We start from the raw sequence: 22,145 nt of genomic DNA, 5'->3' as shown, positions 1-22,145 counted from the left end.
GAAACGAAAAAATATAGACAAGAAACGCTGATGTCAAAGGTCGAAAGTGAACGGTCAGTCACGATATGGCCGCTAGAATCAGCTGCGGATCCTCGTACTAGAGGTGCGCTATTGCTGTCCGCTGGCTGGGATGTAGGAATTGTCCTAAAGTAGCCGCCGAGTCATCCCTGACTGGAGCCCTTGCATGACCCCCGCCCTAGACCTGTTGAAGAAGCACCGTGCCGAGCATCGCGTGCACAGCTATGAACATGACCCGAAATCGGCGTCGTATGGCCTGGAGGCGGCGGAAAAGCTCGGGCTCGACCCGCAGCAGGTGTTCAAGACGTTGCTGGCAAGCAGCGAGAAAGGGGAATTGCTGGTAGCGGTTGTGCCTGTGGTGGGTACCTTGGACCTGAAGGCGCTGGCCCATGCTGCCGGGGTGAAGAAGTGCGAGATGGCCGACCCGGCGGCGGCGCAGCGGGCGACCGGTTACCTGGTGGGTGGCATCAGCCCGCTGGGGCAGAAGAAGCGCCTGCGAACCTTTATCGATGACTCGGCGCAGAGTTTTGCAACTATCCATGTCAGCGCCGGTAGGCGTGGCCTGGAAGTGGAGTTGGCAGCGGCGGTGCTGGCGGAGCATACGCAGGGCACGTTTGCCGGGATCGGTCGAGGCTGAGAGCATGGGGCCGCCAAGCGGCCCCATGGCGCTGAAGTCAAGTCGCCGAACTGTAACGACGCACGCCATTCTCCTGGCGTGGCAACTGTGCCGCAACGCTACCCGGTACAGGGAATAGCACGAGGTGATCAGCCTTCACTGCAATCTCCACGTTCTCACCGACCTCGTGGTCGTCATGGCTAGGGAAGATTGCTTCCAGCTGGCTACCGGTGGGCAACTGCAAGCGGTAGAGCGTCGATGCGCCGAGGAAGCTCTTGCCAATGATGTTCGCCAGTAGCGCGCTGCCTGGCGCATGCACGATATCATCCGGGCGCAGCAGTACATCCACCGAGCTGCCCGGCGCCATGATGTAGGCGCGGTTACCGCGCAGTTCACCCACTTCGGTATTGACCGCCTCGTGGCTGCTCATTTGCCCACGGATGAAGTATCCCTGGCCGATGAAACTCGCCACGAATGGCGTCTGCGGTTCGTGGTAAAGGTTGTAGGGCGTGTCCCACTGTTCCAGACGACCTTCCTTGAAGACGCCAACCTGGTCGCTGACGGCAAAGGCCTCTTCCTGGTCATGGGTGACCAGAATGGCGCTGGTACCGCGGCTTTTGAGAATGTCGCGAACCTCATGGCTCAGGCGCCGGCGCAGTTCCACGTCGAGGTTGGAGAACGGCTCGTCAAGCAGCAGCAGTTGCGGCTCGGGTGCCAGCGCCCGGGCCAGGGCGACACGTTGCTGCTGGCCGCCAGACAGCTCATGGGGGTAACGCCCACCCAGCCCGCCGAGTTTGACCAGTTCCAGCATCTCTTCGATGACGGCGGCCTGGCGTGGGTGTTTGGCGATACCAAAGGCAATGTTCTGCGCAACGGTCAGGTGCGGGAACAGCGCGTAGTCCTGAAATACCATGCCGATGCGGCGCTTTTCCGGAGCCAGGGTGAAGCCAGCCCGGGAAATGACCTCGCCGGCCAAGTGGATTTCACCTTCGTGCACCGGTTCGAAACCGGCGATGGCGCGCAGGGTGGTGGTCTTGCCACAACCGGATGAACCCAGCAGGCAACCGATGTCGCCTGCGTTCAGGTGCAGGTTGAGGTTCTGGACGATGCGCTGGTCGCCATAGCCGCAGGCGAGGTTGCGCAGGTTGAGCAGTAGGGGTTGACTCATGCGTGGTGGTAAGCCGGTTCTACAAGGAATTCGAGAAGCGCCTTCTGTGCATGCAGGCGGTTTTCAGCCTCGTCCCAGGCGACCGAACGTGGGTCGTCGAGCAGGTCCTGGCTGATTTCCTCGCCACGGTGGGCGGGCAGGCAGTGCATGAAGAGGACATCGGGTGCCGCCAGGTCGAGCAGTTCGCGGGTGACCTGGTAAGGCGCGAAATGCGCCAGGCGCCGTGCAGTTTCCTCCTCCTGACCCATGGAAGTCCAGACATCGGTGACCACCAGGTGTGCATCACGCACGGCTTCCCTGGCATCACGGATGATCTGCACGCGGTCACCGCCCAGTGCCATGAAACGTTGATCCGGCTCATAGCCTTCGGGGCAAGCGATGCGCAACTTGAAATCGAACTGCCTGGCGGCTTCGATGTAGGAGTTGCACATGTTGAAGCCATCGCCGATCCAGGTCACGGTCTTGCCTTGAATCGAGCCGCGGTGTTCAACAAAGGTCTGCATGTCGGCCAGCAGTTGGCACGGGTGCGATTCGTCGGACAGGCCGTTGATCACTGGCACGCGCGACTTGGCGGCGAACTCGGTCAGGGTGCTGTGGGCGTGGGTACGGATCATCACCACATCAACCATGCTCGACAGCACGATGGCGCTGTCACCAATCGGCTCGCCGCGGCCCAGCTGTGTGTCGCGAGGCGACAGGAAGATGGCCTGGCCGCCGAGCTGGATCATGCCGGCCTCGAAGGACACACGGGTACGGGTCGAGGACTTCTCGAAGATCATGCCCAGTACACGGTTCTTCAGCGGTTCGAACAGCACGCCTCGCTTACGCAGGTCCTTCAGCTCGATGCCGCGGCGGATCACCCCGAGCAATTCGTCGGAGGTGAAGTCCAGCAGGGAGAGAAAGTGCCTAGCGTTCATGATTGACTACCTTATCTGCAACGGTATGCAGGTCGACCGTATGGTTTTCTTGACAACGGGAGTGACCTGCGGCGTAAGCCGCACGGGGCGGACGAAATAGGGAAAGGCGCAATACTATAAGTAAATGTCGCCTGAAGCCAAGGGGGGAAAAGCGGCCTGATTGCAAAGGGTGTTGCAAAGGGTGTCTTTGCCCGTTGGCCCGTGCTGTTCTTTATTTGCTACACAAGGTTGTACACGGCTTGCCGGCAATTTGGCAAATGGCTGTCGTAAATCGTGCGCCTGATGTCGGTGGATTCACACGGCGAAGCGCACTGGCCGCAGGCAGGGGGCGGGCGCATAGTCACTGTTCGACAACAACAAGGCAGAGGCGGCCATGACCAAGACCCTGCATCACCGTGCCTGTCACCTGTGCGAAGCGATCTGCGGGCTCAACATCGAAGTCAGCCATGAGCAGGACGGGCGGGCCCTGATCAGCTCGATCAAGGGCGACCCACTTGACCCGTTCAGCCGTGGCCATGTCTGTCCCAAGGCCGTGGCGTTGCAGGACATTCAGAACGACCCGGATCGCCTGCGTCAGCCACACAAGCGAGTAGGCGAGCATTGGCACGCCATTGGCTGGGATGAGGCCTTCGCACTGGCTGCCGAAAAACTGTGGGCGGTCCAGCAGGCCCATGGGCGCAATGCCGTGGCGGTCTACCAAGGCAATCCGAGTGTGCACAATTACGGCTTGATGACCCACAGCAACTACTTTCTGGGCCTGCTCAAGACCCGTAACCGTTTCTCTGCCACTTCAGTGGACCAGTTGCCCCAACACCTGGTCAGCCACTTGATGTATGGGCATGGGCTGCTGCTGCCGATTCCGGACATCGACCACACCGGGTTCATGCTGATTCTTGGCGGCAACCCGCTGGCCTCCAATGGCAGCATCATGACCGTTCCGGACGTGGAGAAGCGCCTGAAGGCCCTGCGGGCGCGTGGTGGGCGCCTGGTGGTGGTTGACCCTCGGCGTAGCGAAACGGCGGCAATGGCTGACCGCCACTTGTTCATTCGCCCTGGTGGGGATGCAGCCCTGTTGTGCGGCTTGCTCAACACATTGTTCGAAGAAGGCCTGGCTCGGGGCTCACACTTGCCGGTCAGCGGCCTGCAGCAGGTGCGCGAGGCCATTGCGCCGTTCAGTGCCGAGGCCATGAGCGCCCAATGTGGTATTGCTGCAGCGGACATCCGCCAGCTGGCACGCGACTTCGCCGCTGCCGGGCAGGCCGTGTGCTACGGCCGCATGGGCGTCTCGACCCAAGCATTTGGCACTCTCTGCCATTGGCTGGTGCAACTTGTGAACCTGGTGACCGGCAACCTCGATCGCAGTGGCGGCGCGTTGTGCACGGAACCTGCCGTCGACTTGGTGGCAACCACCTCGGGTGGCCATTTCAATGCCTGGCAGAGCCGTGTCTCGGGCTTGCCCGAGTACGGCGGCGAGCTGCCTGTGGCGGCCCTGGCGGAGGAAATGCAAACACCGGGCGAAGGGCAGGTGCGCGCCCTGGTGACAGTCGCCGGCAACCCTGTGTTGTCCACACCTAACGGTCGCCAGCTGGATGCGGCGCTGGAGGGGTTGGAGTTCATGCTCAGTATCGATCTCTACATCAACGAAACCACCCGCCATGCCGACCTGATCCTGCCCTCTACCACCGCGCTGGAAAACGATCATTACGACAGCACCTTCAACCTGCTGGCGGTGCGCAACGTCACGCGCTTCAACCGGGCGATCCTGGCCAAGCCGGAGGGGGCACTGCATGACTGGGAGATTTTCGTCGGTCTGGCGCAGGCGTTTGCCAAGCGTGCCGAGTTGGAGTTGAAGCCGACCTGGTCGCCTGCGCAGATGATTGATCAAGCCCTGCGCAAAGGGCGCTACGGTGAAGCAACGCGTTGGCAGCTTTCCCTGGCAACACTGGACGATCACCCGCACGGGCTTGACCTGGGGGCGTTACGCAGCAACCTCGCTGGGCGGCTGGCGACTGCCAGCAAGGCTGTCGAAGCAGCCCCGCAGGTTTTGCTCGACGACCTGCACCGCCTGGCGCAAATGACGCCCCCGGCGCCGGGCGAACTGCTGCTGATCGGGCGCCGCCATGTGCGCAGCAACAACTCGTGGATGCACAACTTCCATCGCCTGGTGAAAGGCAAGCCACGGCATCAGTTGTTGATGCACCCGCAAGACTTGCAGCAGCGGCAACTGCAGGATGGCCAGCGCGTGCGCATCCGTTCACGTACTGGCTCACTGGAGGTCGAGGTGCAGGCCTGCGAGGACATGATGCCCGGTGTGGTCAGCTTGCCCCATGGCTTTGGTCATGGTCGTCAGGGTGTGCGCATGCAAATCGCGCAGGCGCAACCTGGCGTGAGTGCCAATGACCTGACCGATGAGCGCTTTCGGGACCAGGTATCCGGAAACGCTGCGCTCAATGGCGTACCTGTGCAGGTCGAGGCCGCTTGAGGAACGGCAAGGCCGAGCACTGCGCTCGGCTTTCCGTTACAATGCGACACCGTGCCGACGACTGTGTCGGATAGTTCAGCCGAGGTGCTACATGGATATCATCGAAACGATCAAAGAGCAGATTGCCAACAACACCATTCTGCTTTACATGAAAGGCTCGCCGAATGCCCCGCAATGCGGCTTCTCTGCGCGTGCATCGCAGGCCGTGATGGGTTGTGGCGAAAAGTTCGCCTACGTCGACATCCTGCAGAACCCGGAAATTCGCGCCAACCTGCCAAAATACGCCAACTGGCCGACCTTCCCGCAATTGTGGGTAGCCGGTGAGCTGGTTGGCGGCAGCGACATCATGCTGGAAATGTTCGAGAACGGTGAGCTGCAAACCCTGATCAAGGAAGCGGCTGCCAAGGCCAAGGCTTCTGAAGCCTGATCTTCCGGCAAGCATGAAAAAACCCGCTGATCGCGGGTTTTTTCATGGGGCGAATATTTATTCTTCGCCCATCTGCGACTGCAGGTAGTTCTCGATACCGATCTTGTCGATCAGACCCAGTTGGGTTTCCAGCCAGTCGATGTGTTCTTCCTCGGACTCGAGGATATCTTCGAGCACGTCACGGGAGCCGAAGTCGCCAGCGGTTTCACAATGGGCGATGGCTGCCTTCAGGTCGACCAGGCCTTGCTGTTCGATCTTCAGATCGCACTCAAGCATTTCCTTGGTGTGCTCGCCGATCAACAGTTTGCCCAGGTCCTGAACGTTAGGAATACCTTCGAGGAACAAAATACGCTTGATCAGTTTGTCAGCGTGCTTCATTTCATCGATGGATTCTTTGTACTCGTGCTTGCCGAGTTTGTTCAGCCCCCAATCTTCGTACATGCGTGCGTGCAGGAAGTACTGGTTGATCGCGACCAGCTCGTTTCCGAGGATCTTGTTGAGATGCTGGATGACGCTTACGTCGCCTTTCATGTCGGGTTCCTGCCCTGTAGAAGTGTGTCAATCCACTGAAGTTTGAGCCCGATACTTAGGTGTGTCAAACCTAAGTTCTTGAATACTAAGTGAAAATTAATAGGAATAAGAATGTTTGTGAACCGCGTTGCACCGCTAACTTATTGAATTTCAGGCATAAAAAAACCGGACACCAGGTCCGGTTCTTGAAATTCTGGGTTCAGGCAGCGGTAAATTCGACGGGGTAGGGCAGGGCTGCCTGGCTGACCTGAAGCTCGGTCAGGGTCTCGCGGACCACCTGCTTGGCCACGCAGGCGCATTTCCCACACTGGCTGGCGACATTGGTGGCGGCTCGCACTTCCTTGTAACTGCAGCATCCTTCATAGATCGCATCGCGGATCTGTCCGTCGGTAACGCCGACACAAAGACACACATACATAAGGGCTGACCATCGCTGGTTGGGTCGATGGGTTGGAGCTTAATGGTAATGAGAATGCTTGTCAAAGATCTTTCTGAGAGGGCTGTGCTTGAGCGACCGGTGGTCGCTTTGTCGACGGAGTCGGCCTGTCATGAGAAGCCGTGTATGATGGTCGGCCTTTGTTGGATGTCGGGCAAGCCCGTCTGGCCCGGCAAACGGTTTTTCACCCTCATCAGGAGATTACAATGAGCGTACTCGTTGGTAAGAAAGCCCCCGATTTCACCGTTCCGGCCGTGCTGGGCAATGGCGAGATCGTCGATAGCTTCAACCTGGCCTCGGCCATCAAGGGCAAGTACGGCCTGGTGTTCTTCTACCCGCTGGACTTCACCTTCGTCTGCCCGTCCGAGCTGATCGCCCTGGACAACCGCATCCCTGACTTCCAGGCGCGCAACGTGGAAGTGATCGGCGTGTCGATCGACTCGCACTTCACCCACAACGCCTGGCGTAACACCCCGGTCAACAACGGCGGCATCGGTCAGGTGAAGTACACCCTGGCTGCCGACATGACCCACGAAATCTGCAAAGCCTACGACGTCGAGTCCGAAGGCGGCGTGGCCTTCCGTGGTGCCTTCCTGATCGATACCAACGGTGTTGTCCGTTCGCAGATCGTCAACGACCTGCCACTGGGCCGTAACATGGACGAGCTGCTGCGTCTGGTCGACGCCCTGCAGTTCCACGAAGAGCACGGCGAAGTCTGCCCTGCCAACTGGAAAAAAGGCGACAAGGGCATGAACGCTTCGCCTGAAGGCGTTGCTGCCTACCTGAGCGAGAACGCTGGCAAGCTGTAATTGCTGCGCGCATGAAAAAACCGGCCTTCGTGGCCGGTCACCCATGGCACGATATTTTCCAGAATTCGAGCCAAAACAAAGGCCTACATCGCTGTAGGCCTTTGTCGTTTCTGGCCGGGGTTACGCCGGGGTCACAGCCCAGGCGAAGGCCCCACCCGACAATCGGTAGCTGAGCAGACAGGAACTGAGCTTGCGCTTACCAATTGTTGATGGTGTAACCACAAGCCCTAAGCTCTTTGACGATTTCTTTTTGCCACGCCCCTGATTGGTCCAGAGACACATAAACCACACCACTAACGTCATTAGGTGTCTCAATTGTGCCTTTGACCAAGGCGCATACGTTTTCCCTGCCGAGCTTCGCCATCAAATAACCGTGCTCGAAGACCACATTCTGCCGAGCGCGGTCCTTGGGTGGCATCTTTTTCTCATGATGCCCCCGCCCTTGATCGCAAGGCGTGTAGAGCACCAGGGCGAAGTCGGCTTCACCTGCATAGTGCTCAATCTTCTCGATGATGGTCATTCCAGCATTGGCTTGTTCGTGCAGGATTATCGCCCTGAGCCCAATGCTTTCGATGAAGCGACTTACGTCCAGCTTGGCTTCGTTATCCCTGCCATGAACGATAAAGACATTCCTTTTGTTCCTGGCAACGGTCGGGGTCGGGGTCGGCCCTGCGACCGGCATAGGTATGGGGAAGGTGCGAGGATCAACGACGGGACCGGGCGTTGGTTGGGCGGGCGTATATCCAGTCGCACCGAACTCTAGCGCATCAAGCAGCGGGGTAAACTGCTGTGATATGTAGGTTCTTCGCTCGGCATATGTACCAAATTTTGGTTGGATAAAGCCCCAAAAAGATTCTAGATCCCTGTGAAGCTTGAGCCATGCGGGGAGCTGCTTAGCTATTTCGTTGTCGCTAAGAAGCTCATGACGGAGTTGAGCGTACTCACCCGAGTCTGCTGGTTTCCCTGTGGCGTGAGCAATCAGCAGGTTCTGCAGATAGCTGACCTTGTCAAAGCGGGTTTCCAAAAAATGTAAGCTCATCAAGCGGATTCCGTTCTTGCAACTCAATGGCCTGAAAGCTACCGAGTTGCCATCACCCTGTCTACATGATCGGCTCCAGCGTCCGCGTCAGGCCACTGGTCTGACACGATGTGTGACCACACCAGTCGGTGTAGGATGGAATCGCGCCCTGATTTGCCAATTGAAGGGGGGCGCCAGCGATTTGCCTTCTAATTGGAGACTCGCCCTCATGCCTACCATCATCGTCATCGACCAGCAAAACCTTCAAGCCTTCACCCATCCAGGCATCGACCTGGACACCGGCCTAGTCATTGAACTGGACCCGTTAGCAGACCCGGCGCCTGTGCAACTGGAACTGTTCAGCGCTGACGTTCAAGGAGGTCACGATGCCAAAGGCGCGCATTGCCGTAATCATCTCACCTGACGAATATGATGCCTTCGCCGCCATCATCGGTCATGACCCTGAATTTCCCAAAACCTACGACGATTGGCTCAAACGCACTACGAAGGAAAACGAGCAACATCGAGCGCGTGGCGAGGTCATCAACGAGGTGACAATCCACCCTCAAGAGCTCGCCGACTGGTGCAAGGCTTGCGGCCTCGATCCCGCTTTCATTCACCTCGGCGCTGTCGCTGTCGCCAAGTCCAGCGGGCAGAAGTAGATTCATCCTGCACCCCAGTCCAATGTCCGGGCTGGGACTGCTCAGCATCAGCGATACGGTGCGCACAAGGGCGCCCAAAGCGGCTGCATGTCGTTCGTTCATACTTGATCCCTCTTGATCACAGCAAATCACGCCCACGGCGGCTCAACGCCCGGCATAGTTCACCGGCTGATGACCGGCGCGATGACGGTCGGGCCGGGGCGTCGAATTGCTCTGCACTGCTGCCGCCATGGTAGTTGCTGATGTTGCATTCCACCGTCTCCCGGACCAGGGCATTGTCGGCGCGCTGTTCCGGGGTGAGAGGCAGTTCTTCGACCCAGCGCTGACGGGCCATGTCACGCTCAAGGTCGTCTTGGTGGGGTGACGGGTTCGGCTGATCGGGCGCGCCCCAGCGACAAGCTTCTTGGGGTGACATCATTTCCGGCTCGGGTTCAGGCGTTGCGCGGGAAGCCGTCACGCGTACCGCTTCGATTGTGGGTGTCGCCTGTTCTTGTTCATAGGCCGCCTTGGCCAGTGCGAAGGCGATCCGTTGGGCCGCTTCGAAATCAGACATGTTGCCGATGTTGACTTGAGTGTTGACCTGCACGTCCGGGTCATCCTTTTGCGGTGCGGGGAAGAGACGGCTTAAAACCTGGGTGTAGAAGACGGTGCGATTTGCGGACGCCCACGACAGCATGTCATCCACACCGCCGAGGCGCTCGAAGGTCGTCAGGATCGACGCCGCCAGTTCCGCACTGACCAACTGCCTTTCGCCCTTGTCCAGGGACTTGCGAACCCGACCACCAGTCTTCGGCTGTCCTGGCGGTCTACCTCGGGTGGCCATGTCAGTCATCCCCCAAGGTCACGGTCACGGACTTGAGGCTACCACCTTCACCGTAGGCGAAGGATGCAGCAGCCGGTGGTGCCGCATCAGGCTGTACCTGCTCGCGCAGCCACAGGGTCAGGGTGGTGGCCAAAGCCCTAGCTTCTGCCACAACCACCGCGTCATCGGTACTGGTGAAGGTCACAGTGGCCATGGCTCATACCTCGTCGTTGCCGTACAGCTTGCGGTTGGCTTTGGCCGGTGGCACCGGCAGGTCGTCATAGCGAACCTCGGACGCCTTGTCCTCGGACACCACCCCGATCAGTTGGCCAGCGGCGTCACGCTGCGCCAGATAACGCACACCGTTGACCACCATGGCCCGTGCCACACCGGCGCCGTCGCGCTGGATGGTAGCCTGCATGGCCTTGGGCGCCCGCGTCTGCGGCACCGGTGGAATCTGCTCGAAGCTGGTGTACTGCGGCTTGGGCATGGTCAGTTCCAACTGCCGCCGCTGTTCTTGCAAAGCGGCCGCAACGCGCTGTTCCACCGCCTCATTGATTACATGCTCAAGAGCTGCGCCCAAGCCTGAAGTTTCCACAGGTGCCGGGGCCTGTTGCTGTTCTCGCCTTTCCATTTGACGGGCGATCAATTGCAGTCGTGGGGTCATAATGCAGCCTCCCGTGCCAAGAGGTTCTTAACTTTCAGCTGCTGGCCGCCATGCCACCCGTGCAGTTTTAGCATGTCCTTAAGCTTCGCCAATAATACGGGCTGGTCGCCGCGTAGTTCGAGTCGTGCGACAGCGGCTTCGGCGGCCAAGAACAGTTCGTTACCATGAAAAACGTGGTCGGTCACTTTATTTGCTCCCGTTGTTACGCCTTTGCTTTTTAAGCCAGCGCGCACGTTCTTTTGCTAACTGACTGTCGATCTTTTTAACTTTCTTGGATTGCATATCAGCCCCCATCGCGCATGGTATATAAAGTACGCAGTCGAGCTTGCAGCTGGGCATCCTTCAAATAAGCGCGGCGGCTAACGGGGTCACGCATCAATCCTTCAATTTGGCTTATTTCTGCTTGCACACCGCCACCTGATGTGGGGATATTGGCTGCACCAATGGCCATGTTGAACAAGCCTTCGATCACCTCTGCTGTGTTCAGGGCCTTAACCCAACCAGTGGTGAACTGTTCAAAATGTTGGCGCTCTTTTGGTGGCAGGCTATCCAAGTAGCGCTGAGCCACTTGGACATTTTGAACGTAAGATGAATCACCCCATTTACGACGAAGGGTGATTTCGGTGTTCATCGCAGCTTGCTGGTTTATTTTAACTACGGCCTCGAACTCGGCGTCGGTAAGACTATCGGTCGGGTCGGAAGAAGGGGCCATCCTTGGCGGGGTGCCATGTTGGGACTGGGAATTCTGACTTAATTTACGGCCAGCTTCCGACACCCACCAGCACATATCCTGCACCATGCGGGTGGACATGCCTTTTTCAGCCGCGAAATAACTAAAGGCACAGAACAGGGGGTCGGAGGCGTGCTCAAATAAATTGTATCGAGTGTGTGGCTGTTGTTTGGCAGGTGGATTCGTAATGGAATCCATAAACCACTTCACAGCCTGTTGTGTATGCGTGATGTTGTGGCCCAACTTCATCATGTCGCCGACAAAGACACCGCCCAGCTGTTGAAAGCCTTGCATCACCTGCTCGATGCTGACACCGGCCGGCAACGGCCGACCAAAGACCAGCGGTTGGCCTTGGCTGGGGGCATGGTAGTCGGTGGGCAGCAGGTCGCCGCCATGTTGCCAGTCCGGCGCCGGGGCCGGTGCCAGTGGCTGAAGGCCGCCCGGCGAGTACGGTGCCAAGTCACCGGGGTCGTACAGATCGAGTTCATTCGCCATCTAACACCCCTCCCATGGCCCGGCGCCCGAAGCGCATCTTTTCGTAGCGTTCTCGGCAGAGGTGGTGGACCCAGCTGGCATCACCGACCCGAACCAGTTCCCGTGCGTCATCCTCTTCGCACAAGCAAAGGCGGCACATGTTCTTGCCCACTTCCTGCTGGCCTCGGTGCGAAAGCGTATCGACGACCCGAATCAGGTGGTCGCAGCCAATCCACAGGTTGGTGCCGACCTGATACAAAACTTTCTGAAAGCCCGCGTCATTAATCAGGCTGGCAATCGCCGCCTTGTCGTCCACCGGTACGTCAGACTTGTCGATAGCGCGCAGAAACTGCGGAAACGTCAACTTTCGCGGCTCGCGCTTGGCAATGGTCAAGCAATGCCGGTAAACATCTATTTCAAAGGGGGTCATAAAAGGCTCTCCCGTACTTTATCGGTGTCGTCGGCTGTTTCGTCGGCTGTTTGCGGATTCCGCGCTACCAGATTGCGAAGTTGCTTCCACGGCCGTTCACACTGGCGATGCAAACTTACACCGGCGACAGGATTACCATATAAGTCGAACTCCGGTTTTAGGGCGTTGTATACGCCACGTTCGTCTTGGAAGCAGAATGCACAACAATCTGAGCTAGGTGGTCGGCGTTCAAGTAAACGAGCCGCGACTTGCGGATCGGATGTAGTAGCAAGGCAGATCAAGCGCCATGATTTAGCACGATCAGCGGACTGCCAGAGTGCTGTTTCGTATTCCAGTTCAAGGGTCTTTTGCGTCGATTCTTTCAGCAGGAAAAGCCTGATCTGATCGGGTGCTGGCGCGGCTTCACCGATGCTGTAACGGATAAACTCGATCAACTTGTCCAGTGGACAACGTAGGGCAATGAAGTGCCTGGCCGTGAACTGGATGTGGGCTAACAGGATTAGCTGCTGTTCGATGTTCATGGCGTTGTTACCGCAAGGTGGCACTGTCGAGGAGTTCGGCCAGAGCGGCTTCGCGGGAAGTTTTACCCTGCACCATGAGGACGCCATCACAGAGCCTCTTAACGCAATATCCCCGGCTGGCGTTCTCGACCGGGCCGCTGTAAAAAATCTCGAACCCAGGCGGCAAACCGGCTTCGGAAACGAGCAACGCGGGAAGGGGGTGATAACTAAGCAAGATGACGTTTGCATATCCACGACCAGCATCTAACACCAGCAGTTCGGCGTAGGCGCTCCGGTCTTCCCAAATGCAATTCACGCGGTCGAAACTATGCCATTGGTCACTACATACACTCCACAGGGCGGAGAGCACCACTGTTTCTTTGGTGACGCCGCGTGGAATTACAACTGACCAGTCCATGTTACGTGTTTCGTGGAAGGTCATCGCAGACCGCACAAGTGGCTTGATCTTGATAGGCGCTTCAGCGGTGTCAACTTTATCGGTACTGGGCGCATTGGCCATGGTCTGTTACTCCATATACGTTGGTTAACGTACATGCAGCATGAGCCAACTTCCGGGTTGGTTGTGCGGGTTGTTTGTCAGAACCCGTCAAAACTTTTCACGACGCGGCGCACGACTTCTTCGTCCGGTGCCTTGATGCCGCGCTTGGTGAAGTAGTGTTCCAGCAGGATGCTAGTCCAGGCGCACCGGGGTTCCTTTTCCAGTCGTGACCGCTTGGCCTGGATGGCGTCCAGCACCTGGGCTTCGATGCGAGCGGTACGGGCGGCGCGCATGCGTTGTGCCTTCGCTGCATCGGCGGCCTTGCGCCTGGCCAGTTCGGCGTCCTTGGCGTACAGGTAGGCTTGTGCACCGGGGGACAGACCCTCAATCTCGGCCACGTATGGCAGGCTGGATTCAATGGTGGTTTTCATGCCGTCGTACTCCTGTTCATGCCCCGTGCAGCTCCAATGAGGCCTTTTCCAGCGTTTTCTGTCGGATTCCTAGCCCAGCCGCCCTACCGGGTCGGCCTTTCGCTTCACCAGCGCGCTCGTTGGGGCTTCTGGCGCCAGGTGGGTTTTTCCAGAAATACTGTGCGTAAATACAGTATTTGCACAGGTGCCGTAACCCAGCCGTAACCCCAAAACGATAAAGCAGCTCTAGTACGCTACTTTCGCAGCGGCTGAATAGGCCGGTTACGGTATTTTCGGCTGGCCAATGCCGAGTGCTGGGATGTGGCCGGACCTTCCACACCGGACGCGCAGTTGGGCGATATGGCAACGGGACAGGCGCCCGACGAACTCGGGATAAGTACCAGTAGGCTCGCCATGGTCGACGCACCAGTCACGCCAGCGGGCAAAAACGTCGTCGTCGAAGTTAGTTTGAGATTTATAAAAATCTAGCATTAAGGCGTCTTTCACGTTGGAACCCTCTAGATCACGGGTTTGTGGTCACTGATAAATTGGCGCCGGAAATTCTATTTTGTATGCCTGCTGTAACGAGTCTCGTTACAACAAACTCCGTTCCCTAGCCAAGCGCACCAACAACGCGGCGTAGCTTTCACCGGGGTGCTTAACTGCCGTGACTGCTGCAACCTCTTCGGGCGACAACCAGAAGTAAAGCGACAACCAGCCAGCGAGCCGCCTTTGCTGGCGTTGGCAACGCATCCGCTTGGCATCCTTGGTCTTGGGTTTCGCACTCGCCAGCAGCCAACCCATAGCCAACAATCTCTCGACCTCCAGCGGGTCGCTGATTGTCCGGGCTTGGCTGCCATGCACAAGCAATTTTGGTTTCACCGTCGCCACCTCCAAAAGTGACTGTTCCGCCGGAACATTGGTGTGTTCCGGGAACACGCCTAGCCAGCGTGCTAGAGCGGATGCAATGGGATTTTTTTCGTGTGTTCCCGGTATACGCGCACAGAAGGAAAAAAAGACCAAAAATAAGTATTTTTAACTAAAAATAACCTTCCACCGGTGGAAAATTTCACCGTGGGGTAGGTATAGGAGGAACATATATATAAATACCTCTCTAACCGCTCTAGCTCGCTGGCTGGCCGTGTTCCCGGAACACACGGGAACATTGGGAACACAACCCCCGGTGTAGCCTCAGTCATCATCGCCCAGCCCTATTACCTGCATGTCCTTGCTTCCGAACTTCCCTATTACAATCTCGCTGCGTTCTTGCAGGTTTCGCAGCGCACGGTCGAAGCTCTGCAAGTCCATTTTCGCCGCACGCATCAGGACCGACCGAGGCACCCCGCCTGCATCGAGCGCTGCCTGTTCCCCCTTGCGTTTCGTCGTGAACCCGCCGTCGCGGATCATCGCCAGCAGGATGGCGGCATTCTTCTGTTCCACACCGCCGTGTATTTCACTTTCAACGTAACCCAGCACCGCCGCATTGGATGCCCGCACGAATTGCGCGGCCCACTCCACGTTTGCCGTGGTAATTACTGGCTTATCGGGGTTGTCGAGCACAGCCAGGACACCAGAAATATGTTCGACGTTCTCCAGCGAACGGGCGCAGAGTGCTCTTTCGTGGGGTGCGCCAACATCACGACCGATCAAATCGAATTCATCATTGAGGGTGTCGAGCAGTGCGTCGGCGTCAGAATTGATATCCACCAGAACCGGCGTGCCGTTTGCCAAGTTACTGCTCGCCAGATTAACTTTTATTTTCATGGCTGTACTGCTAAACGCTTTAGGCATCACGAATGGCTTTCTGATACGGCGGTTTTTCGGCATGTCATCACTGACCACCCACAACAAACGCCCGCACAGTCCGTTTTCGATATCGGCCAAGGTAAGAGCCTGTGCAAGTACCCCCGGTGTGGTGAAGCCAATAAGATTCAATGCCGGATTCGGGATAGCACGCCCCGGCTTGCCTGCTTTGCCGCGCTGGTAGTAATTGTCATCTGCCCCGGCTGCATACAGGTCAAGGATTTTGCGCATTAATGAAACGTGCCACGCTTTTGCGTCCCTTGCGTTCGTTAATGCCAGCAGGTGCCCAATTTCATCGACGACACAATAAGTTCCAATGTGACTGAGCAGATCATCTTCCAAGGCTTCACCGGATGCGGGCGCGCTGATAATTTTTACATTACCCTGCGCAGCAAGTTTTTTGGTCAGCTGCTGCGGCTGATTCTTGCCGCCAGCGGTGGGCAATACGCCGATGCCGTATAGATTCAACCGGCAGCCGCTGGCAAGGGCATAGAAACTGCCGCATAAGGATGCCGAGGCAATCAAAACCGCCAGCATGGTCAATTGTGGCTGCGGCTTGTGCGCCACTTCCAAGGCCGCTTTTACCACTTCATCCATGATGCCGGGGTAGGGTGTCGGGTAGGCCACTGTTTCAGGTTTTGGTGTGTTAGCCCACTTCTTGTTATAGGGAACAAGAGCAGCCTGTTTGCCCTTGATGGACAGCGGATAAGCCTTGTTGACTTCATCTTGGGCGAACTTGAGCGCTTTGGCTTCATCCTCGGAACGATGGCTGAGCAGATAAGCCCACAGGTTGGGCTCCTTGACCAGTGTGGCCAGTACGTCTTCATTGGATTCGTTACTGTCCAGCAGACGGATGATAAGCCCTTGGAACGTCTTGGACTTGTCACCCTTGTGCGTGCCGTTGATAAGGTTTTTCTGGTCGTCGGTAAGCTGTATGCGGGCAAGGTTGATTGGCTTGCCCGCCGTGTCTGGTGCTATGGGCGCTTCGACCTTTTCGACATAGGGTTTCACGCCCCACGATTCGATGGCTTTTAAATCAGCTTTATCCAGCTGTTTAAACTCAACCATCTGGATGGTATCGAAGGTCACAGTCAGGAAGCGCGGGGCTGTGCCGATGTAGATTTCGGCGTGCTCGCAGAATGGTGGGTGCGTGTCGGTGGAATCCTGATACTTGAGCGCCCACGCTTTAGGTGCCCACGCAAAGGCGCGAATGCCTTTACCTGATGGCGACCACTCGGTGTAGGTGTCGAAGGGCAAGGCGAAGTCATCACCTACACCATCGAAATCGAAGCCAACCAGCACGAGCCCGTCAACCTCGACACCGGAGGTCATGACGAAGCCGACACCGGATAAACCGAACCCTTCCTTGGCTACTTGCAATGCGTTTAACAGCGGTTTCCAGTCCAGTGGATCTGTAGTGGATAACCCGTGCCGTCCGTTGTCTGGCACCTTGTCGTGCTTGTTGCGCTTTGGATTGAAGACCAGCTTATACGGCACCCAGCGGTTAAGCTCGCTGACGTAGCCAAAGATATCGTCAAGAGTCATGTTTACGCCCCTTCCCGAACCGTCCGACTTTCGAGAAAGGCATCGAGGTCGCGTTTCCAATAAAAAACCTTGGAGCCGACTTTGATGTACGGAATGGGATAGCGTTTTTCGCACCGCCAGACATTAAGCGTGTTTTCGGTGATACCGATGTACGCGGCGGCTTCTTTGTGTGGGAGACGGTCGTTCATGCTCTTAGCCTCACTCCGTATAAACCGCTGGAACTTCAGCGGCCTTCGTGTGGTGATGCTAAGTAGGAATAAAGATTATGTCGGGTTAGACTTTTTTCAATTCCTAACCCGCTTCTTGAGAGACTCGGCCAATTGGCCGAAGGCGATTTGCAGGTCCACTTGGCGCTGGCGGCTAGCTTCAGGAGTCATCGGCAGTTCTTCAAAGAAACCGGCCTCGACCTGTTTTTTCATTTCATCGTAAATTTGTTTAATGCGAGCGGGGCTTAAATCATATTCGGCACCGATGGTGGCAAACGCACCCGTCTTCTTGCCGTTGTCTTTTAACGGCAGCGGATCAACAGCCCGATGGTTCAGCTTCCACACTGCCTGGGCGATTTCATAGTGCCGTTTAAAGGTGCTCTTCCCATCGGTGTTGAGCACCCTGTCAGCAGATCGCCCGTCCGCAATCAGCCTGAACGCGGTAGCGAAGTACGCGGCCAGAACCGCTGGTGGGGCTTCACCGCGCTCCAGGCATACGGCCAAATACCGCACCAGCCCGCGTGCCGCTGCATCGTCACCGGCCTTGGCCGCTTCTATCAGAGGATCGAAGAAGGTCATGGCCGCGCCCCCCGGATTGGCACCACGTTGTCGGCGGCGACAGCTTCTATATGATCGGCAACCTTCTGCCAGCCTTCGCGCATCGCTGCCTTCGCCTTACGGATGTAGTTTATGTCGGTAACATCATCCAGCTTTCGGTGGTTCATCATGCGCTTCAGCGTGGAAGACGACACCAGGTCATCGGCGACGGACGCGAACAAGCTGCGCAGCATCTTGGGCACAAATTCGATGCCCATTACTTCCTTCAATTCATGCGCCATGGCGTTGGCTTGGGCTGGTGTCACCTCGAATAAGCGGTCTGTCGCCGCTTTGCCTTCGGCGTTCCTTTCCGCGATGGCCAATGCCTGGGATGGCAGCAGCAGAATATGGTCGCTGCGGTTTTTCGTGTCGCGCAGCTTGATCGTGCCGTTGGCCAGATCACCGGCCAGCACCTTCAGCGGCTCGCCAGGGCGGCAGCCTGTCAGGGTGAGGAAGGCGAGGTAGTCACGCACGGGGGTTAGTGGTTGCTCGTGCAGCTTCCGCCAGAATGTGCCGAGATTGTCCAGCAGCGCCTCACCCAGTGCTTCGTCAATGACACCTGCTTTCTCGATGTGGAGGCGGCCGACTTCAGGCGTATCACTGCTGAAAGGGTCACCCGGCATCTTGATCGCGTAGAAGTGCAGTATCGCTTTCAACGTCTGCATCGCGTAGAAACACTGGCGGCGGCTGTGCAGCTTCAGGTTTTCCGCGTGCGTCGCCTTGATGTCGTCGGTGGTGAGCGCGTAGATCGACTTTCCGGCCAGTCTGGCTAGGGTGCCGCCTTTCGTTTTCTTGCCCGCCGCTGTCAGCCTCGACGCCTTCAGCATAGCGGTGTAGTCGTCCACCGTGCGCTGCTTCAGCGGTAGTTTGTCTTTGCGCCTGCGCTTGTTCACAACGTAATACTGCATGGCAGCGGCCAGGGTCAGTGACTCGGCTTTTTCCACCCGCTTGGCTGCGCTCGGGCTTTGGCCCTCGGCTATCTGCGCAATGAGCACCTTCGCCTTCGCACGCGCCTGGTCGATGCTTAGTGTGGGGTAGGTGTGGTCACCCACCTTCACCCGTTCAGGTTTGCCGTTTACTCGCTGGAAAACGTAGAAGGTCTTGGTGCCATTGGCCGTGACCCGAAGCTGTAGCCCATTCACTTCGGTGTCGTGGTAGGTGACACGCTGTCCAGACTCGGGCAGCGGCAACGCGTCGAGCTGCGCCTTGGTGAATTTGATCTTGAGTGACGGTGCCCGTTTCATGGCCTTCACCTCATGGGGTTACAGCAGGGTTACGCGACAGGTGTAACCCGGTGAATTTCAGTGTAACCCCATAAAGCACTGTTTCCCCCTACATAGCTAGACCGTAAAGGGTTATGAAACTAGGTAAAAACGGATAGAACGATATAAAACCGGCCTTCGTGGCCGGTTTTTTTATGCCTTCCTGTGCCGGCCTCTTCGCGGGCGTGCCCGCTCCCACCGATTCTCTGCATGCCTGAAGGCAAAGGTGAACCTGTGGGGGCGGGCGTGCCCGCGAATGCTTTTGGCAGATCAATCGTTGAAATCGCGCCAGCCGCCCATTTCTTTCCAGCGGTTGACGATGCCACAGAACAGTTCAGCGGTTTTCTCGGTGTCGTAACGTGCCGAGTGCGCCTCACGCCCGTCGAAGTCGATGTCGGCGCTCTGACAGGCCCGCGCCAGCACGGTCTGGCCATACGCCAGGCCCGCCAGGGTGGCGGTGTCGAAGCTGGAGAACGGGTGGAACGGGTTGCGCTTCAGGTCATTACGCGCCACTGCCGCATTGAGGAAGCCCAGGTCGAAGCTGCTGTTGTGGCCGACCAGAATCGCCCGCTTGCAGCCGTTGGCCTTGAGTGCCTTGCGCACGCCGCGGAAGATGTCGGTCATCGCGCTTTCCTCGCTGACCGCCATGCGCAGCGGGTGGTCCAGCTTGATCCCGGTGAACTCAAGCGCGGCCGGCTCGATGTTGGCGCCCTCGAACGGCTCCACTCGGTGGAAGTAGGTATGTTCGGGGAACAGGAAGCCTTTTTCGTCCATGCCGATGGTGACAGCGGCAATCTCCAGCAATGCATCGGTGGCGCTGTTGAAACCGCCGGTTTCAACATCCACCACGACCGGCAGATAGCCGCGGAAGCGTTCGGCCATCGGGTGGCGAGGACCGCTGCTGCCTTGGGTTTCCAGGTCGTCTTCGTAAAGGTCTTCGCTCACGCGTTTGCCTCCAGCAGGCGCCAGCGCAGTTTTTCGCCAGCGCGCAGCGGGACTACGGTTTGCTCGCCAAATGGCAGGCTTTCCGGAGCGGTCCATTCTTCGCGGACCAGGGTAATGGTGTCGGTGTTCGCCGGCAGGCCATAGAAGGCCGGGCCGTGCAGGCTGGCGAAGCCTTCCAGCTTGTCCAGCGCGTTACGTTGTTCGAACGCTTCGGCGTACATCTCGATGGCCGCATAGGCGGTGTAGCAACCCGCGCAACCGCAGGCTGCTTCCTTGGCGTGCCGGGCATGAGGTGCCGAGTCGGTGCCGAGGAAGAACTTCGGGTTGCCGCTGGTGGCGGCGTCCAGCAAGGCCACCTGGTGCGTGTTGCGCTTGAGGATCGGCAGGCAGTAGAAGTGCGGGCGAATGCCGCCAACCAGCATGTGGTTGCGGTTGTACAGCAGGTGCTGGGCGGTGATGGTCGCACCCACGTTGGCCGGGGCCTCGGTGACGAACTGCGCGGCGTCGCTGGTGGTGATGTGTTCGAACACCACTTTCAGCGTCGGGAAGCGCTCGACCACACGGCGCATGTGCTCGTCGATGAAGCGCTTCTCGCGGTCGAACACGTCGATCTCGCTGCGGGTCACTTCGCCATGCACCAGCAGCGGCATGCCCACTTCCGCCAGTGCCTCCAGGGCCGGGAAGATGTTGTCGATGCTGGTCACGCCGGAATCGGAGTTGGTGGTGGCACCGGCCGGGTACAACTTGGCGGCGTACACGAAACCGCTGGCCTTGGCCGCGCGGACGTCCTCGGGGCTGATGTTGTCGGTGAGGTACAGCACCATCAGCGGCTCGAAGCGGCTGCCGGCCGGGCGGGCAGCCAGAATGCGCTCACGGTAGGCGCCGGCCTCGGCGGCATTGCGCACCGGCGGAACCAGGTTGGGCATGATGATGGCACGGGCGAAGGTACGCGCCACGTCGCCAACGGTGTGGGGCAGGACGGCACCATCGCGCAGATGGATGTGCCAGTCGTCGGGGCGCAGGAGGGTCAGGCGATCGGACATTGGGGATTCCAGGCGGGTCGAACTCAAGCCCCAATCCTACCGGAAAACCCCGGGGCGAGCACGGCTATCAAGTTTTCCGCGCGGCGTCCGATAGCCTGCTGGTAAGCCGTCAGAAATTGTGGAGCCGCCCGTGCGCCAGCGTTACCTAGCCCTGTTGACCCTGTTCGCCAGCCTGCCGGCCGGCGCACTGACTTTCCAGACGCGCATGGAGAACATTGCCTGGAAGGTCGAGGGTGACCAGTTCGAGTGCCGTCTGAGCCAACCGATCGAAGGTTTCGGCAGCGGTACGTTCGTGCGCCGGGCAGGCGAGCAGCCGGTGTTCCAGCTGCGTTCGGACAGCAACGTACTGGGTGCCGGCACCGCCAGCCTGCTGGCCGCGGCAGCGCCATGGCAACCTGGGCGTGGCGATATCAACCTGGGTCATGTGCGTATGGCCCGCAGCGGTGTGCTGTTCAGCTCCTCCCAAGGGCAGGCCAGCCGGCTGATCAACGGTTTGCTCGACGGGCGTAGCACAGTCGTGCGCAACTACACCGGTGAGGCGGGCAGGCCGATGGAGGTGCGTGTGCTGCCGGTCAGCTTCGCCAAGGCCTACAATGACTATCAGGTCTGTGCGGGCAAGCTGTTGCCGATGAACTACGATCAGGTGCGCCAGACTCAAGTGGGCTTCCCTGGGGGCGGTTTCGAGCTGGATGCAGCAGCCAAGGCGCGGCTGGAGGTGATTCTCGACTACCTGAAGGCCGACCCCACGGTTAACCATATCGAGCTCAACGGCCACTCCGACAACAGTGGCAACCGCCTGACCAACCGCGACCTGTCGCGCCGTCGCGCATTGGCCGTGGCCGATTACTTCAAGGCTCACGGTGTGCCACAAGAGCAGATTACTGTGCGCTTCCATGGCGAGCGTTATCCGCTGGCGAAGAACAACAGTGCGTCGAACCGGGCGCGTAATCGGCGGGTGAATATCGAGCTGGATCGGGTGGCGGTGGTTGAGAAGCCGGTGGAAAAGCCGGTTGAGCAAGCGGCGCCGGCTGTTGCACCGGTATCAGGGGCGAAGGCGCCCTGAGATCTGGTCGGTGTGTGTCATGGGCTCGCATCAAGGCCGCCAGGGGGTCGTCACAACATTTTCAGCGCCTGTGAGATCGAGCGCC

Annotated in this window: 28 protein-coding genes; 7 read left to right on the top strand and 21 right to left on the bottom strand. The window is 58.4% G+C overall.

Going from position 1 to position 22,145, the window contains the following annotated elements; all coding sequences use genetic code 11:
* The first annotated feature begins 184 nt into the window (after nucleotides 1–184).
* Nucleotides 185–655 (top strand): Cys-tRNA(Pro) deacylase, encoded by a 471-nt coding sequence (gene ybaK / locus ACF8GF_RS18580; RefSeq protein WP_176683655.1) that lies wholly within the window; start codon nucleotides 185–187, stop codon nucleotides 653–655.
* A gap of 37 nt (nucleotides 656–692) precedes the next feature.
* On the opposite strand, the gene ACF8GF_RS18575 is transcribed toward ybaK, so the two are convergent.
* On the bottom strand, nucleotides 693–1,802 hold the full coding sequence (locus ACF8GF_RS18575; protein WP_176683654.1) for an ABC transporter ATP-binding protein: 1,110 nt from the start codon (nucleotides 1,800–1,802) through the stop codon (nucleotides 693–695).
* Entirely contained in the window at nucleotides 1,799–2,719 is a 921-nt protein-coding gene (argF, locus tag ACF8GF_RS18570) for an ornithine carbamoyltransferase (RefSeq protein ID WP_176683653.1), read from the bottom strand. The genes ACF8GF_RS18575 and argF overlap by 4 nt, the downstream gene beginning before the upstream one ends.
* Nucleotides 2,720–3,092: 373 nt before the next feature.
* On the opposite strand from argF, the gene ACF8GF_RS18565 reads away from it, so the two are divergent.
* Both ACF8GF_RS18565 and grxD read left to right on the top strand, forming a co-directional pair.
* A complete protein-coding gene (locus ACF8GF_RS18565) occupies nucleotides 3,093–5,201 on the top strand; it encodes a molybdopterin-dependent oxidoreductase (RefSeq protein ID WP_392488541.1) in 2,109 nt (702 codons plus the stop codon).
* A gap of 91 nt (nucleotides 5,202–5,292) precedes the next feature.
* The gene (gene grxD / locus ACF8GF_RS18560) at nucleotides 5,293–5,628 is read left to right on the top strand and encodes a Grx4 family monothiol glutaredoxin (protein ID WP_021781969.1); all 336 of its coding nucleotides are present in this window, start codon (nucleotides 5,293–5,295) and stop codon (nucleotides 5,626–5,628) included.
* 57 nt (nucleotides 5,629–5,685) lie between these two features.
* On the opposite strand, the gene bfr is transcribed toward grxD, so the two are convergent.
* Together bfr and ACF8GF_RS18550 are read right to left on the bottom strand one after the other, a co-directional pair.
* Nucleotides 5,686–6,159, bottom strand: a complete 474-nt coding sequence (bfr, locus tag ACF8GF_RS18555) for a bacterioferritin (protein ID WP_003254948.1) — start codon at nucleotides 6,157–6,159, stop codon at nucleotides 5,686–5,688.
* 199 nt (nucleotides 6,160–6,358) lie between these two features.
* The gene (locus ACF8GF_RS18550; protein WP_003254947.1) at nucleotides 6,359–6,577 is read right to left on the bottom strand and encodes a bacterioferritin-associated ferredoxin; all 219 of its coding nucleotides are present in this window, start codon (nucleotides 6,575–6,577) and stop codon (nucleotides 6,359–6,361) included.
* 224 nt (nucleotides 6,578–6,801) lie between these two features.
* Here ACF8GF_RS18550 and ACF8GF_RS18545 point away from each other — a divergent pair, with 224 nt between their 5' ends.
* Nucleotides 6,802–7,404, top strand: a complete 603-nt coding sequence (locus ACF8GF_RS18545) for a peroxiredoxin (protein WP_003254945.1) — start codon at nucleotides 6,802–6,804, stop codon at nucleotides 7,402–7,404.
* A gap of 196 nt (nucleotides 7,405–7,600) precedes the next feature.
* On the opposite strand, the gene ACF8GF_RS18540 is transcribed toward ACF8GF_RS18545, so the two are convergent.
* On the bottom strand, nucleotides 7,601–8,443 hold the full coding sequence (locus tag ACF8GF_RS18540) for a TIR domain-containing protein (RefSeq protein ID WP_392519791.1): 843 nt from the start codon (nucleotides 8,441–8,443) through the stop codon (nucleotides 7,601–7,603).
* Nucleotides 8,444–8,651: 208 nt separating this feature from the next.
* On the opposite strand from ACF8GF_RS18540, the gene ACF8GF_RS18535 reads away from it, so the two are divergent.
* Both ACF8GF_RS18535 and ACF8GF_RS18530 read left to right on the top strand, forming a co-directional pair.
* Nucleotides 8,652–8,846, top strand: coding sequence for a hypothetical protein (locus ACF8GF_RS18535; RefSeq protein WP_252459572.1), 195 nt, complete (start codon nucleotides 8,652–8,654; stop codon nucleotides 8,844–8,846).
* A complete protein-coding gene (locus ACF8GF_RS18530; RefSeq protein WP_252459573.1) occupies nucleotides 8,809–9,084 on the top strand; it encodes a hypothetical protein in 276 nt (91 codons plus the stop codon). Before ACF8GF_RS18535 ends, ACF8GF_RS18530 begins: the two co-directional genes overlap by 38 nt.
* Before the next feature lie 118 nt (nucleotides 9,085–9,202).
* Here the strand turns inward: ACF8GF_RS18530 and ACF8GF_RS18525 are convergent, their stop codons facing one another.
* The 16 genes from ACF8GF_RS18525 to pyrC form a co-directional block, all read right to left on the bottom strand.
* Nucleotides 9,203–9,907, bottom strand: coding sequence for a hypothetical protein (locus tag ACF8GF_RS18525; RefSeq protein WP_392519790.1), 705 nt, complete (start codon nucleotides 9,905–9,907; stop codon nucleotides 9,203–9,205).
* A 1-nt stretch (nucleotide 9,908) separates the two neighbouring features.
* On the bottom strand, nucleotides 9,909–10,100 hold the full coding sequence (locus tag ACF8GF_RS18520; RefSeq protein ID WP_392519789.1) for a hypothetical protein: 192 nt from the start codon (nucleotides 10,098–10,100) through the stop codon (nucleotides 9,909–9,911).
* A gap of 3 nt (nucleotides 10,101–10,103) precedes the next feature.
* The gene (locus ACF8GF_RS18515) at nucleotides 10,104–10,553 is read right to left on the bottom strand and encodes a hypothetical protein (RefSeq protein ID WP_392519788.1); all 450 of its coding nucleotides are present in this window, start codon (nucleotides 10,551–10,553) and stop codon (nucleotides 10,104–10,106) included.
* On the bottom strand, nucleotides 10,550–10,738 hold the full coding sequence (locus ACF8GF_RS18510) for a hypothetical protein (RefSeq protein ID WP_392519787.1): 189 nt from the start codon (nucleotides 10,736–10,738) through the stop codon (nucleotides 10,550–10,552). The genes ACF8GF_RS18515 and ACF8GF_RS18510 overlap by 4 nt, the downstream gene beginning before the upstream one ends.
* A 98-nt stretch (nucleotides 10,739–10,836) precedes the next feature.
* Nucleotides 10,837–11,778, bottom strand: coding sequence for a hypothetical protein (locus ACF8GF_RS18505; RefSeq protein WP_392519786.1), 942 nt, complete (start codon nucleotides 11,776–11,778; stop codon nucleotides 10,837–10,839).
* Nucleotides 11,768–12,187, bottom strand: a complete 420-nt coding sequence (locus tag ACF8GF_RS18500; protein ID WP_392519785.1) for a hypothetical protein — start codon at nucleotides 12,185–12,187, stop codon at nucleotides 11,768–11,770. Before ACF8GF_RS18500 ends, ACF8GF_RS18505 begins: the two co-directional genes overlap by 11 nt.
* Nucleotides 12,184–12,708 (bottom strand): hypothetical protein, encoded by a 525-nt coding sequence (locus ACF8GF_RS18495; protein ID WP_392519784.1) that lies wholly within the window; start codon nucleotides 12,706–12,708, stop codon nucleotides 12,184–12,186. The genes ACF8GF_RS18500 and ACF8GF_RS18495 overlap by 4 nt, the downstream gene beginning before the upstream one ends.
* Before the next feature lie 7 nt (nucleotides 12,709–12,715).
* Nucleotides 12,716–13,207 carry a hypothetical protein gene (locus ACF8GF_RS18490; protein WP_392519783.1) on the bottom strand — a complete coding sequence of 164 codons (492 nt, stop codon included), beginning with the start codon at nucleotides 13,205–13,207 and terminating at the stop codon, nucleotides 12,716–12,718.
* 77 nt (nucleotides 13,208–13,284) lie between these two features.
* Nucleotides 13,285–13,617, bottom strand: coding sequence for a hypothetical protein (locus ACF8GF_RS18485; protein WP_252459582.1), 333 nt, complete (start codon nucleotides 13,615–13,617; stop codon nucleotides 13,285–13,287).
* A gap of 573 nt (nucleotides 13,618–14,190) precedes the next feature.
* On the bottom strand, nucleotides 14,191–14,535 hold the full coding sequence (locus ACF8GF_RS18480) for a hypothetical protein (RefSeq protein WP_392519782.1): 345 nt from the start codon (nucleotides 14,533–14,535) through the stop codon (nucleotides 14,191–14,193).
* A 252-nt stretch (nucleotides 14,536–14,787) separates the two neighbouring features.
* The gene (locus ACF8GF_RS18475; RefSeq protein WP_392519781.1) at nucleotides 14,788–16,944 is read right to left on the bottom strand and encodes a DUF3987 domain-containing protein; all 2,157 of its coding nucleotides are present in this window, start codon (nucleotides 16,942–16,944) and stop codon (nucleotides 14,788–14,790) included.
* 2 nt (nucleotides 16,945–16,946) lie between these two features.
* Nucleotides 16,947–17,132: a helix-turn-helix domain-containing protein gene (locus tag ACF8GF_RS18470; RefSeq protein WP_252459585.1), complete on the bottom strand. Its 186-nt coding sequence runs from the start codon at nucleotides 17,130–17,132 to the stop codon at nucleotides 16,947–16,949.
* A gap of 96 nt (nucleotides 17,133–17,228) precedes the next feature.
* Nucleotides 17,229–17,729, bottom strand: coding sequence for a hypothetical protein (locus tag ACF8GF_RS18465; RefSeq protein WP_392519780.1), 501 nt, complete (start codon nucleotides 17,727–17,729; stop codon nucleotides 17,229–17,231).
* Nucleotides 17,726–18,991 carry an integrase arm-type DNA-binding domain-containing protein gene (locus ACF8GF_RS18460; protein WP_392519779.1) on the bottom strand — a complete coding sequence of 422 codons (1,266 nt, stop codon included), beginning with the start codon at nucleotides 18,989–18,991 and terminating at the stop codon, nucleotides 17,726–17,728. Before ACF8GF_RS18460 ends, ACF8GF_RS18465 begins: the two co-directional genes overlap by 4 nt.
* Before the next feature lie 288 nt (nucleotides 18,992–19,279).
* A complete protein-coding gene (gene rnt, locus ACF8GF_RS18455) occupies nucleotides 19,280–19,891 on the bottom strand; it encodes a ribonuclease T (protein WP_010952252.1) in 612 nt (203 codons plus the stop codon).
* A 59-nt stretch (nucleotides 19,892–19,950) separates the two neighbouring features.
* Nucleotides 19,951–20,997: a dihydroorotase gene (pyrC, locus tag ACF8GF_RS18450; protein WP_176683651.1), complete on the bottom strand. Its 1,047-nt coding sequence runs from the start codon at nucleotides 20,995–20,997 to the stop codon at nucleotides 19,951–19,953.
* A gap of 130 nt (nucleotides 20,998–21,127) precedes the next feature.
* Between pyrC and ACF8GF_RS18445 the strand changes: the two genes are divergently transcribed.
* Nucleotides 21,128–22,060 (top strand): OmpA family protein, encoded by a 933-nt coding sequence (locus tag ACF8GF_RS18445; protein ID WP_176683650.1) that lies wholly within the window; start codon nucleotides 21,128–21,130, stop codon nucleotides 22,058–22,060.
* The last annotated feature ends 85 nt before the right edge of the window (nucleotides 22,061–22,145 follow it).

It is taken from the genome of Pseudomonas sp. yb_5 (assembly GCF_043103865.1).
GTDB classification, from domain to species: Bacteria; Pseudomonadota; Gammaproteobacteria; order Pseudomonadales; family Pseudomonadaceae; genus Aquipseudomonas; species Aquipseudomonas putida_Y.
This window is presented reverse-complemented; position numbering and strand designations above follow the sequence as displayed.